23 protein-coding genes are annotated in these 20,485 nt (G+C 34.6%); 4 read left to right on the forward strand and 19 right to left on the reverse strand.

Annotated features, from left to right (window positions below; all coding sequences use genetic code 11):
* The first annotated feature begins 31 nt into the window (after nt 1-31).
* Genes LF845_RS03580 through LF845_RS03590 form a run of 3 tightly spaced genes read left to right on the forward strand, consistent with a single transcriptional unit; the run spans nt 32 to nt 2,125 of the window.
* Nucleotides 32-1,006, forward strand: coding sequence for a peptidylprolyl isomerase (locus LF845_RS03580; RefSeq protein WP_242819629.1), 975 nt, complete (start codon nt 32-34; stop codon nt 1,004-1,006).
* Nucleotides 936-1,847 carry a SurA N-terminal domain-containing protein gene (locus tag LF845_RS03585; RefSeq protein ID WP_242819630.1) on the forward strand — a complete coding sequence of 304 codons (912 nt, stop codon included), beginning with the start codon at nt 936-938 and terminating at the stop codon, nt 1,845-1,847. The genes LF845_RS03580 and LF845_RS03585 overlap by 71 nt, the downstream gene beginning before the upstream one ends.
* Nucleotides 1,847-2,125: an RNA-binding S4 domain-containing protein gene (locus LF845_RS03590; RefSeq protein ID WP_242819631.1), complete on the forward strand. Its 279-nt coding sequence runs from the start codon at nt 1,847-1,849 to the stop codon at nt 2,123-2,125. Before LF845_RS03585 ends, LF845_RS03590 begins: the two co-directional genes overlap by 1 nt.
* 45 nt (nt 2,126-2,170) lie before the next feature.
* On the opposite strand, the gene LF845_RS03595 is transcribed toward LF845_RS03590, so the two are convergent.
* The 3 genes from LF845_RS03595 to LF845_RS03605 form a co-directional block, all read right to left on the reverse strand.
* Nucleotides 2,171-3,214, reverse strand: coding sequence for a cytochrome c3 family protein (locus tag LF845_RS03595; protein ID WP_242819632.1), 1,044 nt, complete (start codon nt 3,212-3,214; stop codon nt 2,171-2,173).
* 126 nt (nt 3,215-3,340) lie between these two features.
* Nucleotides 3,341-3,985 (reverse strand): response regulator, encoded by a 645-nt coding sequence (locus LF845_RS12005; RefSeq protein WP_341352891.1) that lies wholly within the window; start codon nt 3,983-3,985, stop codon nt 3,341-3,343.
* Nucleotides 3,975-5,387: a sensor histidine kinase gene (locus LF845_RS03605; protein ID WP_242819633.1), complete on the reverse strand. Its 1,413-nt coding sequence runs from the start codon at nt 5,385-5,387 to the stop codon at nt 3,975-3,977. The genes LF845_RS12005 and LF845_RS03605 overlap by 11 nt, the downstream gene beginning before the upstream one ends.
* A gap of 365 nt (nt 5,388-5,752) precedes the next feature.
* Here LF845_RS03605 and LF845_RS03610 point away from each other — a divergent pair, with 365 nt between their 5' ends.
* Nucleotides 5,753-6,031, forward strand: coding sequence for an FmdB family zinc ribbon protein (locus LF845_RS03610; RefSeq protein WP_242819634.1), 279 nt, complete (start codon nt 5,753-5,755; stop codon nt 6,029-6,031).
* Between the two features lie 29 nt (nt 6,032-6,060).
* On the opposite strand, the gene LF845_RS03615 is transcribed toward LF845_RS03610, so the two are convergent.
* The 16 genes from LF845_RS03615 to ndk form a co-directional block, all read right to left on the reverse strand.
* Nucleotides 6,061-6,693 (reverse strand): 3'-5' exonuclease, encoded by a 633-nt coding sequence (locus LF845_RS03615; RefSeq protein ID WP_242819635.1) that lies wholly within the window; start codon nt 6,691-6,693, stop codon nt 6,061-6,063.
* Nucleotides 6,686-7,435, reverse strand: a complete 750-nt coding sequence (larB, locus tag LF845_RS03620) for a nickel pincer cofactor biosynthesis protein LarB (protein ID WP_242819636.1) — start codon at nt 7,433-7,435, stop codon at nt 6,686-6,688. The genes LF845_RS03615 and larB overlap by 8 nt, the downstream gene beginning before the upstream one ends.
* Complete coding sequence (locus LF845_RS03625) at nt 7,425-8,021, reverse strand: RlmE family RNA methyltransferase (RefSeq protein ID WP_242819637.1); 597 nt, start codon at nt 8,019-8,021, stop codon at nt 7,425-7,427. Before LF845_RS03625 ends, larB begins: the two co-directional genes overlap by 11 nt.
* 15 nt (nt 8,022-8,036) lie before the next feature.
* Nucleotides 8,037-9,554 carry an Rne/Rng family ribonuclease gene (locus tag LF845_RS03630; protein ID WP_242819638.1) on the reverse strand — a complete coding sequence of 506 codons (1,518 nt, stop codon included), beginning with the start codon at nt 9,552-9,554 and terminating at the stop codon, nt 8,037-8,039.
* Between the two features lie 3 nt (nt 9,555-9,557).
* Nucleotides 9,558-10,139, reverse strand: coding sequence for a GTP-binding protein (locus LF845_RS03635; protein ID WP_242819639.1), 582 nt, complete (start codon nt 10,137-10,139; stop codon nt 9,558-9,560).
* A complete protein-coding gene (locus LF845_RS03640; protein ID WP_242819640.1) occupies nt 10,139-10,630 on the reverse strand; it encodes a roadblock/LC7 domain-containing protein in 492 nt (163 codons plus the stop codon). The genes LF845_RS03635 and LF845_RS03640 overlap by 1 nt, the downstream gene beginning before the upstream one ends.
* Nucleotides 10,631-10,734: 104 nt before the next feature.
* The gene (recR, locus tag LF845_RS03645; RefSeq protein ID WP_242819641.1) at nt 10,735-11,337 is read right to left on the reverse strand and encodes a recombination mediator RecR; all 603 of its coding nucleotides are present in this window, start codon (nt 11,335-11,337) and stop codon (nt 10,735-10,737) included.
* 3 nt (nt 11,338-11,340) lie between these two features.
* Entirely contained in the window at nt 11,341-11,655 is a 315-nt protein-coding gene (locus LF845_RS03650; protein WP_242819642.1) for a YbaB/EbfC family nucleoid-associated protein, read from the reverse strand.
* Between the two features lie 49 nt (nt 11,656-11,704).
* A complete protein-coding gene (gene dnaX / locus LF845_RS03655) occupies nt 11,705-13,288 on the reverse strand; it encodes a DNA polymerase III subunit gamma/tau (protein WP_242819643.1) in 1,584 nt (527 codons plus the stop codon).
* A 384-nt stretch (nt 13,289-13,672) separates the two neighbouring features.
* A complete protein-coding gene (gene secF / locus LF845_RS03660; protein WP_242819644.1) occupies nt 13,673-14,560 on the reverse strand; it encodes a protein translocase subunit SecF in 888 nt (295 codons plus the stop codon).
* A gap of 12 nt (nt 14,561-14,572) precedes the next feature.
* On the reverse strand, nt 14,573-16,123 hold the full coding sequence (gene secD / locus LF845_RS03665; protein ID WP_242819645.1) for a protein translocase subunit SecD: 1,551 nt from the start codon (nt 16,121-16,123) through the stop codon (nt 14,573-14,575).
* A gap of 4 nt (nt 16,124-16,127) precedes the next feature.
* On the reverse strand, nt 16,128-16,457 hold the full coding sequence (gene yajC, locus LF845_RS03670) for a preprotein translocase subunit YajC (protein WP_242819646.1): 330 nt from the start codon (nt 16,455-16,457) through the stop codon (nt 16,128-16,130).
* Complete coding sequence (gene tgt / locus LF845_RS03675) at nt 16,450-17,571, reverse strand: tRNA guanosine(34) transglycosylase Tgt (RefSeq protein WP_242819647.1); 1,122 nt, start codon at nt 17,569-17,571, stop codon at nt 16,450-16,452. The genes yajC and tgt overlap by 8 nt, the downstream gene beginning before the upstream one ends.
* A gap of 17 nt (nt 17,572-17,588) precedes the next feature.
* Nucleotides 17,589-18,608 (reverse strand): tRNA preQ1(34) S-adenosylmethionine ribosyltransferase-isomerase QueA, encoded by a 1,020-nt coding sequence (gene queA, locus LF845_RS03680; RefSeq protein WP_242819648.1) that lies wholly within the window; start codon nt 18,606-18,608, stop codon nt 17,589-17,591.
* Entirely contained in the window at nt 18,609-19,982 is a 1,374-nt protein-coding gene (gene thrC, locus LF845_RS03685; protein WP_242819649.1) for a threonine synthase, read from the reverse strand.
* A 51-nt stretch (nt 19,983-20,033) separates the two neighbouring features.
* Nucleotides 20,034-20,447: a nucleoside-diphosphate kinase gene (gene ndk, locus LF845_RS03690; protein ID WP_242819650.1), complete on the reverse strand. Its 414-nt coding sequence runs from the start codon at nt 20,445-20,447 to the stop codon at nt 20,034-20,036.
* Nucleotides 20,448-20,485: the final 38 nt, after the last annotated feature.

Below are 20,485 nucleotides of genomic sequence, written 5' to 3' on the forward strand. Positions count from 1 at the left end.
TGAAGTTAGGTTTAAGGGTGGTAAAATATACATGAAAAAACTTTTTCTTTTACTCTTTTTGATATTATTTATCGGGTGTTCGGATAAAAGTGATGAAGCAAAAAACGAGAAAGATATAGAGTTAAATACTAAAAAACCTGTACTAATTATTGATAATAAACCATATTACAATGAAGATATTATAAATTATGCATATTATCTCCTGCAAGAGATGGACGAAAAAGAGGTGGAAAATACTGAAATCAAAGACAAAATATTAAATGACTTTATAAATCATATTTTACTTTTACGAGAAGCAAAAAAAGCGGGGATAAATATAGATAGACAAAGGATTAAAAAGGTGGTTGAAAAGTTTAATAAAGGGGCGGAAGAGGATAGCTTATCCATTTTTACAGGTAAGATACAGCCTGACATTGCTCAGATAGAAAAAATAATATATGAGAATATGGTGGTGCAAGCCTATTTAAATAAGCTTGTAGAAGAAAAGGTTAAAGTAACGGAAGAAGATTTGAAAGCGTATTATGACAATATGAGTAAGACGGAGGTTAATAAGACGCTTTATAATGTGTGGCACATATTTACAACCGATGAGAAAAAGGCGGATAAAGCAAGGGAGCTTCTTAGACAGAGAAATTCTTTTAAAAAAATAGCTGAAAGTTACTCTGAAGACCCATATGCTGAAAAAGGTGGTGATATGGGTTATATTGATTTGGATGTTATGCCGGAAGTCTTTCAATATGTGAAGAAAATGAGGATAAGACAAGTCAGCCCTGTTCTTAAATCTGACTACGGTTATCATATTTTTTCACTGAGGGATATCGCTAAAAGCACTGTAAGTGGTACATTTGAAGAGGCATCAGGGGAGATTTACTCTAAAGTTTATGAGTCAAAACAGAATGATTTAATAGAAAATTTAATAAAGGAGTTAAGAAAAAATGCTGAGATTAAAATTATTGGTGGTGTTAATTTTACTTTTGAGTCTGACAATTCAAGCAAAAACAATTGACAAAATACTAGTTATCGTTGGAGATAAGATAATTACCCAATATGAAGTTGAGTCGTTTAACCCTAAAAAGGTTAAAGAGATTTATTCTGTGGAAGATGAGCAAAAAAGAAATGATTTGTTGAAAAAATATTACCAAAGTGTTTTAGAGTTTTTGGTAAATCAATACACTATTGAAATTGCTGCTGAAAGGGAAGGGATAAAAATAGGTGAAGATGAAGTTGATATGGCAATAAATCAGATACTTGAAAAAAATAATATTACCAAAGAGCAGCTCGAGCAGCTTTTAGAGAAGGAAGACTTGACTTTTCAAAAATATAAGTGGCAGATAAAAATGGACATAATTAATGCGAGACTTAACTCAAGAGTTATCTTACCAAGGTTAGTTGTGGCAGAAGAGGATATAAAAAAGTACATTGATGAAAATAACTCAATTTTGGATTTAGATGATAGTTTTGAGCTTCGAATGATAGTTATAGAAAAAGATAAAGAAGATGATTTGAAAAAAGAGTTAGGGAAGACCTCATTTGCTGATTTGGCAATAAAATATTCCACTGACAAGTCAGCTAAATCTGGCGGCTATATTGGAAACATTAAGTTGGGTTTTTTACCCGATAATTTAAAGGAAAAATTTAAAGATGTTAAAAAGGGGGATATTGTAAGGATAGAAGATGGCGATGTTGTTAAATATTTCTTTGTGGAAAACTTTAAGTCTAAATACGATATAGATGAGAAGTTAAAAAGTGAAATAGTTGACAAACTTAAAAAAGCTCAATATCAAAAAGTTTATGACAATTGGCTTGAAGAGCATAAAAAAACTATATTTGTAAAATACATGAACTAATGAGAATAGATAAGTTTCTTAAAGTATCATTTTTGTTGAAAAGAAGAACAGTTGCAAATGAGGCGGCTGACGAAGGTTTTATTTATGTTAATGGAAAAAAGGTTAAACCTTCCTATAAAGTTTCTCCAGGCGATATTATTGAACTTGATATGTGGAATTTTTATAAAAAGGTAAAAGTTTTAAATATCCCTGAAAAGGGGAATATCCCAAAAAAAGATATTGAAAATTTTATCGAGATTTTAGAGTATAAACCAAAAGAGACAGATGATATTCTATAAAAAAAGCCCGCTAAAGCGGGCTTTTTTAAATTCCTATTTTAGATTTTAGTGAATTTTCTTAGCGTATTTTGAAGCATCCTTTTTACTCATGCTTGCATGGCATCCGGATAATTTACAAGTATATTCAAGGCTAAGTTCATTTTTAGCTAATTTGCCATCTTCAGTGAACATATAGTAGTCAGCAGATGTATTGATTTTGAATATATGAGATCTTACATCGCCAGCATAGTCATCTGTTTTCAAAGCTGATTTAGCAGCTTTTGGCATATGGCAGCTTTTACAGTCAATTTTGCTCTTACCATGAATTGTTTTTTCATACTTAGCAGCTATTTCGCTGTGGCAGCTTGAGCAATCAGTTTTGATACTTACTGCAGTTTTTGCATGAGGATCATGACATTCTACACAATTTAAATCTTTGTGACCACCTGCTAACAGTTCATTATACTGTTCATGGTGCTTGATAAATCCACCTGAAGCAGGGATTTTATCAGCAGAGCTTCTAATGTGGCATTTACCGCATGCTTTTGAGCTTGTGTCAACAATTGGCTTAACTGCTTTAGGATCGGCTGCATGCGCGGAAGAAGGTCCGTGACATTCTTCACACTGAATACCGTCAAATGACCATGTACCTATCATACCGGGTCTTCCATCTTGATGACCTTCAGGAGAGTAATTGGTCATATGGCAAGGACCACATTTGTAAGGGGTAATTTGACCTGCATGATAATTGACCCAAGAACCGTCAGCCAAGTTATACTGAGTAGGCATTTTATTCCCTTCTTTATCGGTAGTAATAATGTAACCGTCAAGTCCGATATATCTTGCCTTTTTAGTTTTTCCACCGATTACATAAGAGATATCGTCCCATGTGTAACCTTTTGGCACAGGCAAGCCTGCTTTTTTAGCAAGTTCTGCTTTTCTAAGCTTGTAAGGGTGTCCTGATTCTACAAATAAGTTGTAAATATCCGCGTGGCAGCTTTTACAAGCTTCTGAACCAACGTAACCATTTTCTTTGCTTTTTTCCGCAGCAAATACTGATGCAGAAATAACAAAAGCAAACACTACGCAAAGCATCAAAACTTTTTTCATATAAACCTCCGTCTAATTAATTAAAAAAGTTTCCCGTAACCTACATTAGTATTGTATGGATATTAATTCCAGATAAAAGAAAATCACAATTAGTGCTGTGATGTGAAATATATTTCACAATAATAGTTAAATAAGTTTGTTAATGCACTGAAGGGCGTTAATACCGTAGTCGGTAATTTTGTAACTATGCTCCGTATGTTTTACGAGTCCACTCTTAATAAGGTTTTTGATATGAAAATTTAGCTTTGTGTGGTCTTCCAAGTTAAGCTCTCTGACTATATCCATAAAACGCATTTCTTCACTTTTCATCAGCATAACAAGAATATCTCTACGAATTTTATTTGAGAGACAGGAAAGAATATCGTCTATTTGGTTTTTTTCACAACACTTAATCATAAATCTAAGCTCTTCCAATGATTTATTAATTTTTATTATCAAATCGTCCTTTTTAAAAGGTTTTGAAATAAAGTCATTAGCACCCTTTTTTATCGCCTCTACTGCAAGCTCAACAGTCGAGAATGCCGTTATTAATATGATGCGTATAAATTTATTGGTTTCCCTTACCTTTTTAAGAAAAGATATACCATCAATTTCTGGCATCAAATAGTCAAGCAGCAAAACGTTTGGATTCTCAAGCTCAATTACTTCAAAGGCTTGCGTTTGAGTTGATGCAGTGTAAACTTCGAAAGTATTATTCTCAAGTAATTCCTTTAAGTTTTCTAATACTTCCCTATCGTCATCAAAAATTAAAATTGACTTTCTAATCTTGATACCTCGGTAATTTTATTGCAAAAGTTGTTTTGCCATCTTCCCTTTGCTCAAGGGATATTATCCCTTTGTGAATTTTGACAATATTATAACATAAATATAGTCCAAGTCCAGTCCCTTCGTTAGGTTTTTTAGTTGTAAAGAAAGGGTCAAAAATTTTATTTTTAATAGAATCATCTATCCCTATTCCGTTATCTTGTACATACAAATGAACGTATCTATCAGTACTGTCAGCAGATATTACGATTTCGGGATTTTCCGGAGTAGCATCAAAAGCATTTAGAATCAAATTGACAAGAAGCTCTTCAATTTTGTGTGGTATGCATTCAAATCCAAAGTCGGAATTTATATCAAATCTGACATATTTAAATTTCGGATGATTTTTAATAAAAAACTTTATGCCTTCAATAATTTCAGAAATATTGACTATTTCAAATAACTCAATTTTATCATTTTTTGAGAAGAGTAACAATTCCTTAGCTATTTTGGCAGCCCTGTCTATATTTTTTTCAAGAGAATTTAATTTTTCCATAACTTTTGGATTATTAGATTCAAGTTTACTTTTAAGGATTTCTATCACCATAGTAGCATTAGTTAGTGGGGTATTTATTTCGTGAGCAATTCCCATAGCAAGTTTACCTATTGAAGAGAACCTGTCATTGAGGGCAGATTTATTTAGATTATCTTCTAATATTTGAATAAATTCATCGTCGAATACCTTCAAAAATCTGAACAAGAAAATAAAAATAAAAATTGCCAATAATCCTCTTATAGAAATTACGGCAAGTTTATCAATTAAATAATCCGATGTTATTAATCCGCTGAAAATACCGTACCCAATAAAAAGATATCCACATTTAAGAAGATTTTTGTAACTTGAAATATTTTTTTTGGCATATCTGTGCGATAGTATTATAAAAACAAGGCCTGACAAGGTAGCTGAAGAGAATCCGAAGATATATCTTATAAGGCTGTCATTACTTATTTGAAAAGAGTAAATATAAGTTGGCAACGCAATCAGTGCCATAACAGATACCAAAAATGTCTTAATTGATTTGTTAATATTTATAGAAGACACAATCAAAAGTGACTTAAATCCAAAGTAAAACAAAAATAAAAAGGAAATTAAGAGTAAGGCAAACTTATACTTGTGCCATATTAAGAATATTTCATTGCTCATATAAATTTTGCTAGTCAATAAATAAAGATCTAACCATTCGTGAATTCCGTGCAGTATGGCAAAAAAAGCTAAATGCCTAAGAGTATTCGCAATTTCAAGGCGACTAAACCTTTTATCTTTAAGGAGTATTGCAAAACCCATTATAAAGAAAGAAAGCCCGTAGAATAAATAAATTATAAATTCTAATAGCATAAAATATCTTATAACTATTTTTACTTTTGTCAAAGGGGTTATGTTAGTCGTCACTCCATTTTTTGCATCTTTAAGAGAAAATTTGACTTTTGTTTAGCCTGGTTTTTTACCTTGAAGGGCAAATAGTCTTTGTTTAAGCTTTTTAAAATTTGGATATTTTTCCCCTGCCCCTCCGTATGCTCTGTGGTAAATTATCTTTTCTAACCACTGTGGGTGTTATGTTAAATTCTTATATAAAATGAGGCAAGGTTGAAATGACTGTATATTTTATTTAATAAAGAGTGTAAATATTCTCTGAACCTTTTGACAAATATTGCTTTTTAATTAAACTACTTGATTTTTTTTGTATTTTTAAACATATTATCTCGCTGAAAATATAAAAAAGCGGAGGTGTGAAGATGCCACTTTATGAGTACAGATGTTCTAAGTGCAATAACCTCTTTCAGTTAATGGAGAAAATATCGGCCTTAAATGAGAGCAGAAAATGCCCTAAGTGTGGCGGCGATTCTAAAAAGATTATATCTTTGTCAAGTTTCCATTTAAAGGGTGGCGGTTGGTATGTAACCGACTATAAAGGAAAATCGAATGGCAACAGTGCCAACAAGGAATCAGCATGTAGTGCTGCTTCTTCCGAGTCACCAAAGTGTGCCAGCTGTCCTGCTTCGGAAACAAAATAAATAATTTAAAAAGGGGGAATCTCCCCCTTTTATTTTCTTCTATCCAAAAACTCAATCAGCTCAAAAAGTGAAAAACATTGGTTTTTAAAGAGCTTTTTGACGCCAAATCTGAAAAAAAGTGCAGTAACTTCCGCATCGTAAAGTGCTCTGTGCCTTTTAAACCCTGATTTACCCCTTAAACTGTATCTTTCAATTATTGCATCAAGGCTGTGGCCGGAGGCTAAGGGTGCTATTTTTTTGGATAGTGAAAGGGTATCAATAACGATATCGAATGGATTTTCTACAAAATAATCTTTAAGGGAATGTTTTAAAAATGCCATATCTTTGGAAGCATCATGAGCAACCAGCACAGAGCCTCTTGCAAAATCGATAAAGTCGTATATTGCTACACACTCTTCTTCACCATTTTTGAGCTCATCTTCAGTAATTTTGTGAATTTCAAAAGAGCTGTCGCTTACTGTTTGTGTTGTTTTTATAAGTCTATGAAATTTTGTTTTAGATATTTTGAAATTGTTCTTAATTTTTACAGCGCCAATTTCAATTATCCTATCCCCTCTTTCGGGAAAAATTCCCGTTGTTTCAAGGTCAAAGACTACATACTCAACTTCGTTTAATGGTTTATCAAGCAATAGTATTGACTCTTCAGAGAAATGTTTAATCATATTTCCCCTTTAAAATTCTAAACGCTGCCATGGCTGCTCCGAAACCGTTGTCTATATTAGTGACCAAGATACCCGAAGCACAGCTTGTGAGCATTGCAAAAAGCGGGGTAAAGCCATTAAGTGCTGTCCCATATCCTACAGAAGTAGGGACGGCAATAATAGGCATGGCAAACATTCCACCTAATACGGAAGGGAGTGCACCTTCCATCCCTGCAATAGCTATGAGCACGTCTGATTTTTCTATTCTATCTTTGAATTCAAATATTCTATGCATTCCTGCCACGCCGATATCAGCGTAAATTTCACTTTTTGCACCCAATGTGTTAAGTGTTTCTTGTGCCTCATAGGCAACCTTTAAATCTGAAGTCCCGGCTGTCACTATACAAACATGACCCTTGATTTTTTTAGGTGTATAAACTTTTCTCATCATTGAAGCATGATGTAGAAATTCACAATCCGGAAACTTTCCTTTTAGATAATTCATCTTATCATCATCAAGTCCGGTGCAGAGAAAATTTACATTATTATTTAGGTATTGTTCTGCAATCTTTTCGATTTGAAACTTACTCTTGTGTTTACCATAAATAATTTCTTCAAACCCCTGTCTAAGATTCCTAAGTGTGTCTATAAAAAAATCTTTTCCCCTCATCTCGGCAATTTTAAGCTCTTTAAGTGCTTCATCTGCTGACAGGTTGCCATTTTCCACTTTTTTAAGTATTTCAGATAAAATCTTACTGTTCATTACCCGAAAAACCTTGACAAATTACATATATTTCAAAAGAATTTTTACGTGTAGCATCAGGTCTTAATATCTTTACATTTTTAAAATAATTCTTTAGCTCTTTTATAAAATCGTCTCTATCCTCTCCGTCAAAGAGTTTGAATAAAAAATTACCATTTTTTACAAGCACTTTTTTTGTGAAATTGAATATTGTTTTAACCAACTCAAGACTGTTCATATGGTCAACAATCTTTTGGCCTGAAGTATTTGGTGCAGCATCGGAAACTACGGTATGGTACCGGTTGGAATATGTCAAAACCTCTTCAAGTGTTTTAGCTTCAGTCAAATCCCCTTTGATAAAGTGAATATTTTCTCCTTTAACATTTTTGATATCAAGGATATCCACACCGACAATTTTACCACTGTTTCCTACAATTTCAGAAAGTACCTGGAGCCATCCCCCCGGTGCACAACCTGCGTCCAGTACGGTGTCACCTTTTTTGATAAGCTTATATTTATCGTTTATCTCTTTTAATTTATATGCAGCCCTAGAGCTGTAGCCCTCTGCTTTGGCCATTTTATAATAGCCATCTTTTCTCTTGTACATAACAATCCTTAATATTTAGTAAGGAACTACTTCGTAATGTTCCAAATGGTATGTTTCGTTTGATTTTATTTCTACTGAGATATTATACATTAACTCTATATCATCAATACTTTCCCTTTCGTAACTTAAAATCATGTCTACTATGTCCGGATGAGCTTCAACCATTATACTTTTTTTTGTAAAGTATGGTGCTATTCTTCTTAATTCCCTCATTATATCATAGCAGATAGTTATCTTAGATTTTACAACGCCTCTACCTTCACAATAAGGGCAAGGCTCTGTTAGAATTTTTGTTAAGCTTTCTTGAACCCTTTTTCGTGTAATTTCGTATAGACCAAGTGGGGATATATTGACAACCGATGCCTTAGCTCTGTCATTAGCAAGTTCATCTTCCAATGTTTTAAGGACTTTTTCTTTATGCTCATCACGCTCCATATCTATAAAATCTACGATAATTATGCCACCAATATTTCTTAATCTGAGCTGCCAAGCTATCTCTTTTGCTGCTTCTATGTTTGTTTTAAGAATGGTTTCTTCAAAATTCCGCTTTCCTACATATTTCCCGGTATTTACATCTATAACGGTTAATGCTTCAGCCTGGTCAATAACGATATAACCGCCGGACTTGAGCCACACTCTCCTGTCTGTAAGTCTGTTTAACTCAATTTCAATATTGTAATAGTCAAAAATAGGCAATTCCCCTTCGTAAAGCTCAATCTTCAAATGAGCGTTGGGGAGAAACTCTCTTACAAATTCCTTTATCTTTAAAAGCTCACTTTTATTATCAACAATAATCTTTTTTACATCTTCGTTTGTATAATCTCTTAAGGTTCTATAAATGAGATCGAGGTCTTCATAAAGCAATGATGGTGCAGACGTTTTTTTGGCAAGGTCACTGGTTTTATTCCAAAGTCTCATAAGATAATCAAGGTCTGCCTTTAAATCATCAATATTGGAGCCTTCACATACAGTCCTTGCTATAAGCCCTATTCCCGCCGGCTTTATCTCAGTTAGAATATTTTTTAATCGCTCCCTTTCCTCTTCATTTTCTATTTTCCTTGACACACCTATGTGATCGTATGTAGGCATTAGTACAAGATGCCTACCTGGGATCGTCAAGTGAGTAGTAATCCTTGCTCCTTTTTGACCGATTGGCTCTTTGGCAATCTGAACTGTTATCTCTTGCCCTTCACGAATAAGATCTTCAATGGGTACATATATGTTGTCATTTTTATTTGATTTAACTTCAGTTTCATCAATAACATCAACCACTCTGTCTTCTAAAAGAGAAAAGAGTTCAGCATCTTCAACATAGACATCTGCGACATGTAAAAAGCAAGCTTTGGGCAGCCCCACATCAACAAAGGCGGATTGCATACCGGGTAATACTTTTACAACTTTTCCCTTATATATATTACCAACAATCCCTTTGTTTCTTGCCCTTTCTACGTATATTTCCGAAACACTTCCGCCATCGAGTATGGCCACTCTTACTTCGTTTACCGTTGAATTTATAATTATATCTTTTGGCACCTGTTATCCTTTCAATTTAATGATTATTTCCTTTGCAATCTGCTTTAAGGTTTCAAATACTCCGACACCTTTTATCGCTACTGCTTCAAACGACTTTACATTTCTATAATTGAGAGCTTCTTCAAGCTCTTTTACAGGGACGATGTCCGGGAGATCTCTTTTGTTATATTGCAATACGAGAGGGATAGTATCCAAATCGTAACCATGCTCTTGAAGATTATCTCTAAGGTTATCAAAGCTGTCAAGGTTTGCATCCATCCTGTCTACCTGAGAGTCAGCTACAAATACTACGCCATCAGCCCCTTTCAATATCAATTTTCTACTTGCATCGTAAAATACCTGCCCTGGAACAGTGTAAAGATGAAACCTTACCTTAAAACCTTTAATTTCTCCAAGCTTAAGGGGCATAAAATCAAAAAACAACGTCCTATCTGTTTCCGTGGCAAGAGAAATCATTTTCCCTTTTAGATTGGGATCGGTTTTATCGTAAATGTATTGAAGATTGGCAGTTTTACCGCAAAGTCCCGGGCCGTAATAGACTATTTTACAATTTATTTCTCTGGTAGAATAATTTATGAAGGACACTATTTTCCCCCTATGTCAAATAAGTTATCAATATCGTCTTCTGTTATATCGGAAAATATATTTTCTTTGTCTCCCTGAGTAGCATTTTTTTCAAGCTCTATAAGGAGTCTTTCAAACACTTTGAGAGATTTTTTGACCCTAAGTCTTATAAGTCCTAAGGAAGTGGATTCGTCAAATATAACAACAAGTATCAATTTTCCTGAAACAAGGCTTATATGGACATGCTCATTTTCCCCTTCATGAAAAAGTATAGAAAATTCCTTTTCTCCAAGAAGGTTGGCGAGTCCGCCAGTGGCTGCTACATTTCCTGCCACAAGGGCACCGATAGATGTTTTGTCATAGCTTTCAGTATTTTTGCTTGAGCCTATCAGCTGTCCATTTTTATCAATAAGAAAAGTAGCTTTCGCATTGGATTCTATTTTTAACCTATCAAGTTCGGACTCAAACTTGCTAAGAATCCCTTCATCCGAAAACCAAAAAAGGTTGTCCATTTATACCCCATTTAACAAATTATAACTTATAATATCATATTATTTTGCAACTTTAAACTTAAAATAAATTTGCAATCCCTTTTGTTACTTCGAACGTTAACCTACTAACGCATTTCTCTCCTATTTTCAATAGATTTAAGAATAGTTACCTCGTCAGCGTATTCAAGATGGCTACCTATGGGGATGCCGCTTGCTATCCTTGTAATAAGCAGTTTATTTATATGGGATAGCCTTTTTTTTATATAAATAGCAGTAGTTTCACCTTCTATATCCGGGTTTGTGGCAATAATGATTTCGTTAATATTTTCTGATTCTACGCGCTTGATTAGTTCATTTATCCTGAGTTTGTCAGGTCCGATATCATCAAGGGGGGCTATTTTCCCACCTAAAACATGATATAGTCCATCATATCTGCCAGATGCTTCAATTATAAAAACATCTTTAGGCTCTTCCACAACGCAGATAGTGTCGTTATTTCTCCCGGTGTCAGCGCATATGGCACAGATATCAGACTCTGATATGCCAAAGCATTTTTTGCATATCCGTGTATTCTTTTTTAAATTTACAAGGGTATTGGATAGTCTTTCAATGTCAGGCAAATCTTTATTCAGTAGATAAAGTGCAAGACGCATCGCCGTTTTTTTCCCGATGCCCGGCAATTTGCTAAGCTCAAAAACGCAATCATCAAAAGATTTTATTTTGAACATCTATTAGAACATTCCAGGAAAATTCAGCCCCATCCCACCGGTTACGCTTGCCATTTTTTCCTGAAGCATTTCTTGTGATTTCTTTATCCCCTCATTAACCGCAGCAACTATTAAGTCCTGCAACATATCCACATCTTCCGGGTCAACGACACTTTTCTCAATAGTAATACTTACTACCTCCTGTTTACCGTTTACTTTAACAGTAACCATACCGCCACCTGCACTAGCTTCTACAACCTCTTTTGCTGCTTCTGCCTGCATTTCTTCCATCTTTTTTTGCATCTTTTGTGCTTGTTTCATAATCTGTTGAATATTCATACTGTTCACCTCATTTTATTTATTAATTACTTTTTACTAAATTATAAAGTTAAGATTTTGTAAGGAGCGTTATTTTATCTATTTTACAGTCAAACTCATTTTTTATAAGGTTGACTATTTCGTCATTTTCTGCTTCTTGCTTCATTTTTCTCTGCTGGAATGTTTCCGCTTCATATATTTTTTCAATTATCGTTTTTTTTTTATTGTTATTGTCTAAAATAATTTCAAAATCTTTAAAATCAGCATTGTATTTTAGCAGCAACTCTTTTGCAAGGTTGAAATTTTCTCTTTTAGCTGTCAACTCATAATGAAATTTTTTTTCATCGCTGAAACCTATTGTAAGCTTTCCGTTTGAGAATGAAGATATAAATCCGTGGCTCAGATTTGCTGAAAGTGCGGGCTTGATATCAGCTAACTTTTTCAAGAAGGAATTCCACTTATCTTCTATTGTCTCATCTTTTGGGGCAGATTGCTCTTTTATTTCTGCCTGATGACCGGATGTTTTCTGAGTGACAGGCTTTGTCTGAGTTGAGCCAACGGGTATTATTTCTGAAATTCTGCAAGCCTTATATATCCCAAATTCAAAAATATATCTTGGGAGTGTAAGGGTTTTCATATCGTTGAGTGTTTTTTGGAAAATTTGGAATAATGCAAAAAGTTTTTGTTCAGTTGCCATTGGTAAAAGTATTTTAAATAATTCTTTTTCATCTTCAGTTAGATGGCTATCAAATTTTTTTGAACCGGCGACCCCAAAAAGAAGAATGCGAGTATATTCTATCAATGTTTTTACTACATACTGGAAATTAAGCCCCTTGCTATCTATTTCTTCAATTAAGTCGTAAATATCTTCTATCTTTTCATATATAATATTTTTAAAAAGTTCTTCTATAAGCTTTTTATCTGACATGCCAAGAAGGAAAAGAGTATCTTTATAGGTAACTTTATTGTCACCGAATGCTATTACCTGGTCAATAAGAGAAAGTGCATCCCGCATACATCCTTCAGAATTTCTTATGATTATATTGAGAGCATCATTTTCATAAACGATTTCCTCTTTTTCCATAATTTTTTGAAGGTACTTGTACATAAAATCATGAGGAATTTTTTGAAAGTCAAATTTTTGGCATCTGGACAGAATTGTAGCTGGTATTTTATGTGCATCGGTTGTAGCCATTATAAAGATAACGTATTCGGGCGGTTCCTCCAGAGTTTTAAGAAGGGCGTTAAATGCTGCGTCAGTTAACATATGGACTTCATCTATAATATAAACTTTATATTTGCACTTTACAGAAACAAATTTTACGTTTTCGCGAAGCTGCCTAATTTCATCAATTCCCCTGTTAGAAGCTCCATCAATTTCAACCACATCCATTGATGTCCCGTTTGTAATTTCTTTACAGTTGTCACAAATATTACATGGGTTAATACTTTCAGGCTTTAAACAATTTATGGCCTTTGCGAATATTCTTGCAAGGCTAGTTTTGCCAACCCCTCTTGGCCCTGTAAATAGGTATGAATGAGATATTTTGCCAAGCTCTATTGCATTTTTTAGGGTATCAACAACAAATTCTTGATAGACTACCTCATCAAAATTTTGTGGTCTATATTTCCTGGAAAGAGGGAGATAAGACATTAAAAGCGCTCCAAAACATGTTCTATCATAACTATAACTGCTCCTGTACTATGAAATAAGAGATCATTCCAAATGATATAACAAATTGATTTTTAAATCAACCGCCAAAGATTCTGGCATCAACCTATTTTCTACATCTCAATAGATTATCGATAAATGTAAAAAATTATGTTCAAAGTTGGTGCTAAGTATTGAGCTTATAAGACCTTTATAATCATTACAACCTCTACCAACCTACATAATATTATTTAAATACTTTCATCTTTACTTACGAGTGTGTGGTGATTAATCAACTTTTTCATAACTGTAAGAATTAGCTTTGTGATGATAGTAAGATAACATGGACAAGTGGTATAAAAAAACCGGGCAAAAGCCCGGCTCTATTTATTTTTTGATTTTGTACACCAAGGCGCTTGCAACACCTATAGATGAGTATGTACCTACAACTATTCCTATTAAAAGTGCAAATGAGAATCCGTTTATGACCTCACCTCCAAAAAGGTAAAGGGCAAGTACAGCTAAAAGGGTAGTTCCTGAAGTGAGAATTGTTCTGCTTAAAGTTTCATTGATACTTTTATTTATGACTTCATAGATAGTTAATTTACCTGCACTATTTTTTATCTTTTCCCTTATTCTATCAAAAACAACAATTGTGTCATTCAGTGAGTAACCAACAATTGTCAAAAGAGCTGCAACGATAGGAAGAGTGATTTCCTTTCCAAGCAGACTGAATATACCAAGCGTGATAATTACGTCATGAAAAAGGGCAAGTACTGCACCTACAGAAAAAATAAACTCAAATCTCAGTGAAACATATATCAAAATACCAATAAGAGAATAAATGATTGCCATTATTGCCTTCTTTTTCAGCTGTCCACCTACTTGCGGCCCAACCTGCTCTACCCTCTCGATGACAATTTTCTGATTACCTGAAACTTCCTTTATTTTTGTTTGAATTGCATCCGCAGTCTCTTTAAGACCGGCTGATGTCTTTTCAACACGTATTAGTATGTCATTTGGTTCCCCAAAAGTCTGAATTACCATTTCACCTAAATTCAAATCTTTGAAAGAATTTCTCAGTTTGTCAAGGTCAGGAGTGCTCTCAAATTTCACCTGCACTACTGTTCCCCCTGCAAAATCTATCCCATAATTGAAGCCCTTAGTGAAAATTAAAAAGAGGCTTAATATGACAAGAGCTCCAGATATGACAAAGAATAACTTTGACTTGCCAAGAAAATCTATGTTTACATTAGATTTAATTAATTCTACCATATCCCATCCCCTTTATATACTTAAGTTTTTTGTGTCTTTGCCGCCGAAGAACGTCATAAAGATAGTCCTTGTAACAAAGATGGCGGTAAACATTGAAGACAGGATACCGATAGAAAGTGTTACGGCAAACCCTTTGATAGGACCAGTTCCAAATTGAAAGAGTACAAGTGCAGCAATAAGTGTGGTTATGTTTGCGTCAAGAATTGTTGACATTGCTTTTTCATAACCAGCTTCAATTGCATTCAGAGGGGTTCGTCCAATCCTTAATTCTTCCCTTATTCTTTCAAATATGAGAACATTTGCGTCTACAGACATCCCGATTGTTAGAATAATACCTGCGATACCCGGAAGTGTAAGTGTTGCACCGAATGCACTCATTACTCCTAATATTAATATAAAGTTTAGTAGGAGCGCAATATTGGCAATAACGCCTGATACCCTGTAGTAGAAAAGTATAAAAATCATAACTGCTAAAAACCCTATAACAGCCGCTTTGACCCCTTTAGTGATTGAGTCAAAACCGAGAGATGGTCCTACTGTCCTGTTTTCAAGAACTACAACCGGTGCAGGAAGACTACCTGCCCTAAGTACTATGGCCAAGTCTTTCGCTTCATCCATAGTGAAGTTACCAGAAATTTGAGCTTCTCCGCCACTAATTCTTTCTCTGATTACAGGCGCAGAGTAGACATTATTGTCAAGAACAATAGCAAGTCTTTTGTTTACGTTTTCTGCGGTGATTTGATCGAAAAGTTTGCTACCTGCCGAATCGAATTTAATAAGTACATAAGGTTCATTAAACTGAGATGAAATTCTCACTTCGGCATCAGTTAAATATTCTCCTGTAAGAACAGCTTCCCTTTTTAATACATAAGGGATTTCCTGCTTTAGCTTTCCTGTCACTTTGTCGTACTCTTTTGAGTAAAGAAGGATATCGTCAAAAGGTAAATTACCATTTATCGCATCTTGGGTACTTACATTTTCATCCACTATATGAAATCTCAGTTGTGCTGTTTTACCGATGAGGTCAATTGCCCTGTCAGGGTCAGTGATACCTGGCAACTGGACAAGGATCTCATTTTTACCTTGTCTTTGAATTACAGGCTCACTTACTCCAAATTGGTCAATCCTGTTTCTTATAACTTGTACAGCTTGCTCAACGGCATAGTCTTTAATTTTGTCGTACTCTTTTTGGTCAAGAGAAAATACCAAGATTTCAGGGTCATTGCTGAGTGAAGAATCCACAAGATAAGGATAGTTTTTGGTAATCAGGTCTCTTGCTTTATCAGTAAGGGAAGCTTCCTGAAATCCTAATTTAATTTTGCCATCTTTGGTTTTCTGTGCAAAACTGTATTTAATGTTGGCATTTTTAAGCTCTTTTTTTAGCTGAGTTACAATCGTATCAAGTTTACCATCCACAGCTTTCTCGGTTTCTACACCTAATACCACATGCATCCCACCTTGAAGGTCAAGACCTAATTTGATTTTTTCTTTTAGCGGTAACATCATTACAAGGGCAGCAATAACAATAGCAGCTATTGTAGCCCAGCGAAATTTATATTTCATAGTACTATTTCTCCTCCTTTACCTCTGATGTCCCTGCAAGTTTTGTTGCAATAGCGTTCTTAGTTACTTTAACTTTTACTCCGTTTGCAATTTCCACAAGGAAAGTACTTTGATCAACTACTCTGTCAATCTTACCAAAAATTCCACTTGCAAGAACGACTTCGTCCCCTGCTTTAAGCGACTCTATCATTTGTTGCAATTGCTTTTGTCTCTTCTGTTGAGGTCTAATCAACAAAAAGTAAAAGATGACAAAAATCAAAATTAAAGGTAAAAAAGCTCCTATGGGATTTTGACCACCTGCTGGCCCTGCTGCATAAGCGATACTGTTAAACATTGTCTCCTCCTATTTTCATTTTTTTTAATTTTTCCTGTTTAAATTCAGCAAAATATCCACCCTTTATAGCATTTCTTGCGTCTTTTACAAGAGAAATATAAAAAGTTAGATTGTGAATAGAATTTAATCTCAGAGCTAGAAGCTCCTGAGCTTTGTAGAGATGCCTGAGATACCCTCTTGAAAAGTTTTTGCAGGTATAACAATTGCAATCTTTATCTATAGGCTCATCTGAATATATCCAGTCTGTCCTTTTTATATGCAGTCTGCCGTTATTAGTAAAAAGGAGTCCATTTCTTGCATTTCGTGTTGGCATTACACAATCAAACATGTCTACACCGTGAGAAATACAATTTAGTAAATCTTCGGGGGTGCCTACACCCATAAGATATCTTGGTTTGTCTTCCGGCATGAAATCAGTAGTATAATCAGCTATTTCGTACATTAAATCGTTTGTTTCCCCTACACTCAAGCCTCCTATTGCATAACCGTCAAAATCAAGACTTATGATTTGTTCTGCACTCTGCTTTCTGAGATGCTTGTAAACTCCGCCTTGTATGATTCCAAATAAAGCTTGCTCAGGGTTTGTCCTGGCATCTTTTGACCTCTTCGCCCATCTGTATGTTAAATCTATTGATTTTTTTACATAAGACTCTTCACTTGGATAAGGGACACATTCGTCAAATGCCATCATGATGTCAGAGCCAAGTTTTGTTTGTATTCTTATTGAATCCTCAGGGCTGATAAAAAGCTTTCTTCCATCAAGATGTGAACGAAAATGAACGCCGTCTTCGGTTATCTTATTCATTTCAGAAAGACTAAATACCTGAAATCCTCCGCTATCTGTAAGAATATTACGCTTCCATGATATAAACTTGTGAAGTCCGCCAAATTTTTCAACTACCTCTTCTCCCGGTCTTAAATGCAGGTGATACGTATTGCCAAGGATAATTTCTGCACCTATTTCATACAAATCATGTGGTGAAATAGCTTTTACTGAGCCCACTGTCCCAACGGGCATAAAAATAGGGGTGTGTATTTCCCCGTGAGATGTTTTTATCAAGCCAGCTCTTGCTTTTGTTTTTGTGTCTTTGTTTTCAAGTGTAAAACTAAACATGGTACCTCTTTAAGATTTTATTCTATAAACATTGCATCGCCGTAACTGAAAAAACGATAGCGATTATTAACTGCATGTTTATAAGCGTTCATTGTAAAGTCATAACCGGCAAACGCACTGACCAACATAAGCAGTGTTGATTTTGGAAGGTGAAAGTTCGTTATAAGTTTGTCCACAATTTTAAATTTATAGCCGGGTGTTATAAATATATCAGTAGAAAATGCACCAAAATTTTCTATATAACCTGTATCTGTTGCTATCGACTCAAGGGCTCTCACAGATGTTGTCCCCACAGCTACAAGTTTTTTCCCTTTATTTTTGAGGTCGTTTATTTTTTTTCTTGCTTCTTCCGATATAAAATATTTTTCTGAGTGCATCTTGTGATCTTCTATATAATCTGCCTTTACAGGTTTAAATGTGCCTATTCCAACATTTAGAGTAATTTCAACAACTTCGACCCCTTTATTCTTGAGTTTTTCCATCAATTCTGTTGTGAAATGAAGTCCCGCTGTGGGAGCAGCTACGGAGCCTTCATTTTTTGAGTAAACAGTCTGATATCGTGTGTGGTCTTCCTTTGTATCGTCGCGTTTAATGTATGGTGGTAACGGTATGTGCCCAAATTTTTCCATTAGCTTATAAGGGTCACAGTCAAATTCCAATACCCTTATTTCATCTATAAGCTCTTTTACAGTTACTTTATTTCCTTCAATTATAATCTTGTCCCCTTCTTTGACTTTACCCCTGACCATCCCTTGAAAGGTGTTTTTATCGATCTCATCTGTTAAAAGAACTTCAACTTTTCCACCGGTCTCTTTTTTGCCATAGAGTCTTGCTTTGAGGACTTTTGTATTATTTACAACAAGGAAATCATTTGGTGTAAGCAGATTAACTATATCTTTAAATTGTAACTCATTAATAATGTTGTGTTCTTTATTAAGGTAGAGAAGTCTTGATTCATCTCTTTTCTGTGCAGGAGATTGTGCTATAAGCTCATCAGGCAAATTGAAATCAAATTTATTAATAGGGGTTTTTTGCATTTAACTTAGCTTTTCAATAAGAAAATCTTTTACCTTCTCGGTATCGTTTTCGATTTCATACAACTTTTTTGGTAATTCTTTTAATTTTTTTATATTTTCAGGCTCTTCAGGGAATTTACCTATTGCCTTATATATTGCATCATAAAATTTTGCCGGATGTGCAGTAGCAAGGCATATATTTAATTCTATTTTGCCTAACTTATTGGCAGCATTAACCCCGCAGGCTGTGTGTGGGTCTAATATATAATTAAAACTTTCGTAAAAAGATTTAATTGTGGAAAGTGTTTCATCATTACTTGTGGAGTAAGAAGCAAAGTCATCTTTGACAATTTTCATATCTTCTTCTGTAAAAGATATTTTTTTATTTGTTTTTAGCTCATTCATTTTTTCAACCACTTTTTCGGGTGAATTATAGAGATAAAACAGATATCTTTCAAAATTGCTTGCAATTTGAATATCCATAGAAGGGCTGTATGTTTCGCATACACTTTTAATGCTATAATCACCATTATTAACAAAGCGTGAGAGGATATTATTTTCATTTGTTGCAAGGATAAGTTTATTTATAGGCAACCCCATAAGTTTGGCAAAATAGCCGGCAAAAATATTTCCAAAGTTTCCTGTGGGGACTACAATATTAACCTTTTCCCCTTTTGCAGCCTTAAAATAGCAGTGGAAATAATATACTATTTGAGCAAGTATTCTTGCCCAGTTTATTGAATTTACAGCTCCAAGACTATACTGTTTTTTAAAATCAACATCTGAAAAAATTTTCTTAACTATAAATTGGCAGTCATCAAAAGTCCCATCAACAGCCAAGTTAAAAACGTTACTGTCGGTTACCGTTGTCATTTGTAGCTCTTGAATAGGGCTAACCTTCCCTTTTGGGTGGAGTATGAAAATATTGATATTTTTCTTTCCCCTTACTCCATATATGGCTGCACTACCGGTATCACCGCTTGTTGCGCCCAAAATGTTTAGCTTTTGTCCTGTTTCTTCAAGAATATATTCAAATAGGTTACCTAAAAATTGAAGAGCGATATCCTTAAAAGCATAAGTGGGGCCGTGGAATATTTCAGCGATATAAATATCCCCTTTTTTCACAACAGGGATAACATCACTGATTTCAAAAGTGGAATAACTTTTATTAATTATGTCTTTAAGGGTATCTCTCTTGATATCATCGGTAAATTTTGAGATTAATTCAAAAGCCAGCTCTTGGTAGCTAAGGGATGAAAGTTTAATCAGTTCACTACTTGAAATGTGAGGTATTTCCTGCGGTATTAAAAGCCCGCCATCTTCAGCAAGCCCCATCATAACAGCTTCTTTAAATTGTATATTTTTAACTTTTCCCCTTGTACTTTTGTAAAGCATCCTTCTCTCCTTTTGAAACGAAAGTGCTCCGGTTAAGGAGCACATATTAGATTAAACCATTTCGATGTCTGCAAAGAAATATCTTGTTTCCTGTGCAGCAGTTTCAGTGGCGTCAGAGCCATGAACTGCATTATTGTCAATATTTGCTCCAAATTCTTTTCTCAAAGTGCCCTCTTCTGCATTTGCAGGGTTTGTTGCGCCCATTAACTTTCTCCAGTCAAGGATAGCGTTTTCTTTTTCAAGAATCATAACTACACAAGGGCCGCTGCTCATAAATGTAGTAAGGTCATTAAAGAAAGGTTTTTCTTTGTGGACAGCATAAAAACCTTCAGCAACCTTCTTAGTCATATGAATTTTTTTCATTGCTACGATTTTAAATCCGTTGCTTTCGATACGGTCAATTATTTTTCCTGTGTACCCTTTGGCAACGGCATCAGGTTTAATTATTGCAAATGTTTTTTCCATGTAAACTACCTCCGTTTTTGTTTAAACCTGAACTCTTA

The sequence above is a fragment of the Deferrivibrio essentukiensis genome (genome assembly GCF_020480685.1).
Taxonomy (GTDB): domain Bacteria; phylum Chrysiogenota; class Deferribacteres; order Deferribacterales; family Deferrivibrionaceae; genus Deferrivibrio; species Deferrivibrio essentukiensis.

What these genes read in the sequence shown, in the direction of transcription:
- ndk (WP_242819650.1), bottom strand. Translation starts at nt 20,447, where the DNA reads ATGGAAAAAACATTTGCAATAATTAAACCTGATGCCGTTGCCAAAGGG.
- thrC (WP_242819649.1), bottom strand. Translation starts at nt 19,982, where the DNA reads ATGCTTTACAAAAGTACAAGGGGAAAAGTTAAAAATATACAATTTAAA.
- larB (WP_242819636.1), bottom strand. Translation starts at nt 7,435, where the DNA reads ATGAACAGTAAGATTTTATCTGAAATACTTAAAAAAGTGGAAAATGGC.
- LF845_RS03615 (WP_242819635.1), bottom strand. Translation starts at nt 6,693, where the DNA reads ATGATTAAACATTTCTCTGAAGAGTCAATACTATTGCTTGATAAACCA.
- yajC (WP_242819646.1), bottom strand. Translation starts at nt 16,457, where the DNA reads ATGTTTAACAGTATCGCTTATGCAGCAGGGCCAGCAGGTGGTCAAAAT.
- dnaX (WP_242819643.1), bottom strand. Translation starts at nt 13,288, where the DNA reads ATGTCTTATCTCCCTCTTTCCAGGAAATATAGACCACAAAATTTTGAT.
- recR (WP_242819641.1), bottom strand. Translation starts at nt 11,337, where the DNA reads ATGTTCAAAATAAAATCTTTTGATGATTGCGTTTTTGAGCTTAGCAAA.
- LF845_RS03595 (WP_242819632.1), bottom strand. Translation starts at nt 3,214, where the DNA reads ATGAAAAAAGTTTTGATGCTTTGCGTAGTGTTTGCTTTTGTTATTTCT.
- LF845_RS03640 (WP_242819640.1), bottom strand. Translation starts at nt 10,630, where the DNA reads ATGGACAACCTTTTTTGGTTTTCGGATGAAGGGATTCTTAGCAAGTTT.
- LF845_RS03585 (WP_242819630.1), top strand. Translation starts at nt 936, where the DNA reads ATGCTGAGATTAAAATTATTGGTGGTGTTAATTTTACTTTTGAGTCTG.
- LF845_RS03650 (WP_242819642.1), bottom strand. Translation starts at nt 11,655, where the DNA reads ATGAATATTCAACAGATTATGAAACAAGCACAAAAGATGCAAAAAAAG.
- secF (WP_242819644.1), bottom strand. Translation starts at nt 14,560, where the DNA reads ATGGTAGAATTAATTAAATCTAATGTAAACATAGATTTTCTTGGCAAG.
- queA (WP_242819648.1), bottom strand. Translation starts at nt 18,608, where the DNA reads ATGCAAAAAACCCCTATTAATAAATTTGATTTCAATTTGCCTGATGAG.
- LF845_RS03580 (WP_242819629.1), top strand. Translation starts at nt 32, where the DNA reads ATGAAAAAACTTTTTCTTTTACTCTTTTTGATATTATTTATCGGGTGT.
- LF845_RS03610 (WP_242819634.1), top strand. Translation starts at nt 5,753, where the DNA reads ATGCCACTTTATGAGTACAGATGTTCTAAGTGCAATAACCTCTTTCAG.
- tgt (WP_242819647.1), bottom strand. Translation starts at nt 17,571, where the DNA reads ATGTTTAGTTTTACACTTGAAAACAAAGACACAAAAACAAAAGCAAGA.
- LF845_RS03590 (WP_242819631.1), top strand. Translation starts at nt 1,847, where the DNA reads ATGAGAATAGATAAGTTTCTTAAAGTATCATTTTTGTTGAAAAGAAGA.
- secD (WP_242819645.1), bottom strand. Translation starts at nt 16,123, where the DNA reads ATGAAATATAAATTTCGCTGGGCTACAATAGCTGCTATTGTTATTGCT.
- LF845_RS03625 (WP_242819637.1), bottom strand. Translation starts at nt 8,021, where the DNA reads ATGTACAAGAGAAAAGATGGCTATTATAAAATGGCCAAAGCAGAGGGC.